The organism is Marisediminitalea sp. (genome assembly GCF_984433645.1).
The window spans coordinates 1-2461 of the sequence record NZ_CFIDRX010000292.1 but is presented as its reverse complement, the minus strand read 5'-3'; the positions used below and the strand labels follow the sequence as shown (position 1 = coordinate 2461).

The window sequence follows — 2461 nt, the reverse complement described above, 5'->3', positions numbered from 1 at the left end:
CACTCAATTAACGTAGTCGCGCCGGGAAACAGGTGAATGGCCTGTTGAAACAATTCCCAGCACGCATGGGATACCGGCTGAGCGTGATCGTCGATAACCAGTTCGCCAGGTGCTACCGCACTACTGCCGGCAAGATGAATTTCCCGGACGGCTTTAGCAGGCAGTGTTTTTAACCAGTTAAGCGCGTACTGCGCTGTGTTGCCCGGATAAAAGTTCTGCCCGTTCACCAGCACATTGTTCAAATCCACCAGCAAGCCACAGCCGGTCAAAGTCGCAGCCTGTGCCAGAAATTCCGCTTCCTGCATCGGGTCACTGCGGTGGTTCACATAGCTCACAATGTTTTCAATAAGCAACTGCCTCCCCAATGCTTGCTGAACCCGGTCAATGTTGTTCACCAGGATGTCCAGCGAAGCCTGGTCGTAAGTCAGGGGCAACAGGTCGCCGGCATGCAGAGACTGATTGGCTGCGTGCCCCCAGGTAAAGCAGGCGTGATCTGACACCAGAATGGGATCCACCCGGTTTACCAATGCACAAAAGTGTTTTAAATAGCCTGTATCAATGCCATTTGCCGAACCGAGTCCCATCGCCGTGCCGTGAATGCTAAGCGGATACTGCTCGGCCAGTGCGTCCAAAAACGCGGGGATCACGCCGCCTTCGGCGAAAAAGTTTTCGGCGTGTATCTCTAAAAAATCCACGGAGTGAGATGTCTGCGCCAACGCCTCGGCATAATGCTCGTGACGCAGGCCCACACCTACCCTGGTGTTTTCTACACGCTCATAGTGTTGCGAAATCGCAGACATCATCTTCTCCTTTTGCTCATTTAACGAAACGCCCTGGCTTAGCCTTGTTTCGCAGCGTCGTAACGCTTTTTAGCTTCTGCTTTCAACATGCCGCCCAGCGATTCACAGGTGCCCTTTGCCACCAGTTTCCACTCACCCGGGTCGTTATCTACGGTGCTTTGCCCTGCGCAGGAATGGGTGCCCGCCAGGTTACCGCAGTCGTTTTGACCGGCGGCTGAAATGCCGTAGCACTTTTCTTTGCCTGCGGCCTGCGCCGGTGCAGACACGGCGGTTGCTAATGCCATTGCCAGTGCAGCGGCTGCAATTTTTTGTTTCTGATTCATGGTGATTTCCTATACGTCTTTAATTCAGGTGATAAGACACCCACTTGTTGAGTTCGCCGTAGTTCGACAAACCAACGTGTGTGTCCAGTCGTTTGGTGCGATCCATCAGGATCAGCGTCGGCACAGCCCGTACCCCCAGCATTTGGGCTAACCCATGCTCTTCATCTGCATCCACTTTAATGATCCGCAGTGAATCCTTGTGAGCCTGCTCCAGCAAGTTAATGATGGGCGCAAGCTGCTTGCAGGGGCCGCACCAGGAGGCGGTGAACCACAACATCACCACCTGCTCCGGGTATTCATGGCCATTCGACAAAATGCCTTTTAGCTCGGTTTCCATATCGGATTAGTCCTCAGCGTTGGTCGCTTCAACAGACAGGCTTTCAATGCCATCCCATACGCGGTAAGCGGTTTTCAGGTTACCCGGCACGTCTTCCATCCATTTTTTCTGAACGGCTTTGTTCAGGTTCAGATACAGTTTGTCGTCTTTGATGTAGAACGCATCCGGATCCACATCCAGCTTTTTGTTCAGCGCCACACCCATTGCACAGTAACCACCAAATTGTGGGGCATAGTGCTCGGCATCGGCTTTAAACAGGTCGCGGTTTTTCGCGCTTGAGAAGCGGTAAATAGCGCCGTCATAGGTTGCGGTGTATTTTGCTGAACCTTCCACAGCTTTGTGTTTCACAAAGTAAGCAACCGGGTCATAGCCGTGAATGGCTACATCGTTTTCGCCCAGGTTGACTGCCGAAGCAAACGACAGGCTGCTGAATAACAGTGAGCCAGCAAGGCCGGCCAGTTTTAACGCGTTTAGTACTTTCATTGCTCTTTCCTCATTTTGACGCCGAATATCGGCTGGGTAGTGGTGGGAGAGGCTGTTTGCCTTCCCTGTGATATAAGGTAAGAAATTGAACGCATCGAAAGGCAACTGAAACACTTCAAAAACAACCGGAACGTCCAAACCGTATTTCGAACGTTTGGTCAAAGGATATGAACGCATTGTGACGCGCGCACAAACACAGGCATGGACAATACAAATAGCAACAACCAGGAGGCGAACCCATGCTTGTATTCACTGTGCTAACCACACTCGGCAAACTGAGTATGCTCATAATGACGGGGATTTACTTTATCTTTTCTTGCACCGTTATGGCTGCTTTGAGGCAATCGGAACAGGGCGCAGAAACCATGGTGCGAATCAACCAGGCAATCCTGAACCCACTTTTTTACCTGTGTTTTTTCGGCTCAGCCCTTACCGCGGTGGTATTGGTGGTTACGCGCTCAAATGATTATCTTGCCGGGCTAATCTTCTTCGCTGGCACTTTTCTGGTCACGCTTATA

The 2461-nt window shown here is 51.6% G+C and carries 5 protein-coding genes; 1 reads left to right on the top strand and 4 read right to left on the bottom strand.

The window, feature by feature from the left end:
• From AC4MRN_RS20475 to AC4MRN_RS20460, 4 genes are all read right to left on the bottom strand, one after another.
• Nucleotides 1–800, bottom strand: an 800-nt coding sequence (locus AC4MRN_RS20475; protein WP_491204368.1) for an MbnB/TglH/ChrH family RiPP precursor modification enzyme, incomplete at its 3' end; no start/stop codon positions are given.
• 38 nt (nt 801–838) lie between these two features.
• On the bottom strand, nt 839–1123 hold the full coding sequence (locus AC4MRN_RS20470) for a BufA1 family periplasmic bufferin-type metallophore (protein WP_073319875.1): 285 nt from the start codon (nt 1121–1123) through the stop codon (nt 839–841).
• A 19-nt stretch (nt 1124–1142) separates the two neighbouring features.
• Nucleotides 1143–1460, bottom strand: coding sequence for a thioredoxin family protein (locus tag AC4MRN_RS20465; protein WP_073319877.1), 318 nt, complete (start codon nt 1458–1460; stop codon nt 1143–1145).
• Nucleotides 1461–1466: 6 nt separating this feature from the next.
• A complete protein-coding gene (locus AC4MRN_RS20460; protein ID WP_073319880.1) occupies nt 1467–1943 on the bottom strand; it encodes a YHS domain-containing (seleno)protein in 477 nt (158 codons plus the stop codon).
• A gap of 239 nt (nt 1944–2182) precedes the next feature.
• Between AC4MRN_RS20460 and AC4MRN_RS20455 the strand changes: the two genes are divergently transcribed.
• A partial coding sequence (locus AC4MRN_RS20455) for an anthrone oxygenase family protein (protein ID WP_491204367.1) occupies nt 2183–2461 on the top strand: 279 nt, incomplete at its 3' end.